General features: G+C 39.2%; 2 protein-coding genes. Both read left to right on the plus strand.

What is annotated here, in order from left to right; all coding sequences use genetic code 11:
* On the plus strand, nucleotides 1–557 hold a 557-nt coding region (locus ACS8FD_RS15985; protein WP_439276572.1), incomplete at its 5' end, for an FAD:protein FMN transferase.
* 119 nt (nucleotides 558–676) lie between these two features.
* On the plus strand, nucleotides 677–922 hold the full coding sequence (gene nqrM / locus ACS8FD_RS15990) for a (Na+)-NQR maturation NqrM (protein WP_299218936.1): 246 nt from the start codon (nucleotides 677–679) through the stop codon (nucleotides 920–922).
* Nucleotides 923–1,144 lie beyond the last annotated feature (222 nt).

Consider the following 1,144-nt stretch of genomic DNA (forward strand, 5'->3'; position numbering starts at 1 on the left):
AAGGCTACGGTGTCGATGTCATTGCTGATGTTCTCAAAGATCGTTACAACATCCGTAACTATATGGTTGAGATTGGTGGAGAAATAGCGACTTCTGGCGTTAACAATAAGCAGCAGCCGTGGCAGATTGCCATTGATGCACCTATTGAGGGCAGTACTGTTAGCGAACGTCAAACAATTACGGCTATTCGTCAACCACTAAAAACCAATAATCAGATGCATATAGCAACTTCTGGTAACTATCGCAACTCCGTCATATTTGATGGTAAGCACTATAGTCATACCATCGATCCTACAACGGGTAAACCTATTGTTGGTGGTGCTCCTTCGGTGACAGTAGCAGCTGACTCAGTTGCACTTGCCGATGCTTGGGCAACTGCACTGACTGCCATGCCTTACGAAAAGGCATTAAGCCTTGCTGAAAAGCAAAATATAGCAGCCTTATTTGTCGTATTGGCTGATGGGGTAGAGCATAATGATGCGCTAAACAGTATTGATGATTGGCAAGTAGTTCAGACTTCTGCAATGCAAGCATTACGTGCTGATAAGCAGCCTTGAGTTTTGGTTGTAGTGTTTTGAGAATGTATTAACAACAAACGCAAAGCGTAAAAATTTGCTATACTATTAGATAGTTATCATTAAAGATAACTCTATTTTCTAAACTTGAGGTTTCCTCTATGCTTAGCCAACTGCTTCCTATGCTCGCTATTACCTTTACTGTATTTATACTGTTTTTTGTATTTATGGGTATTGGTTATATGGTCAAAAAAAAGCCGCTTAGAGGCTCTTGTGGCGGTGTTGCTAAATTAATGGGTGATGAAAACTGCTCGTTTTGTGGCAATGATCCCAACAAATGCGATTCTATTGTCGCAGAACAACAAGAGAATGCACTAAAAGCGGCTCAACTGGGTAAATCGGTATAGTGTAAAGCTGGTTACCATACGCTGGTAGTATTTACCCATCATTTGTTCTTATAATAGCGTTAGGTCATATAAATATGATTTAACGCTATTTTTAGTTATGCCATCAGACTTTGATGAGTCATTTTATATAAAAATCGCTTATTATTAACTTTTTGAATTAACTACTCGCATATCGTATTTATCCTGATTATCAGGGTAATAAGCTCACAGTCTTGCATTCTG

This window comes from Psychrobacter sp. 1U2, assembly GCF_051847575.1.

Bases quoted from the DNA above. Each gene is read 5' to 3' on its own strand.
- nqrM (WP_299218936.1), top strand. From the start codon at position 677: ATGCTTAGCCAACTGCTTCCTATGCTCGCTATTACCTTTACTGTATTT.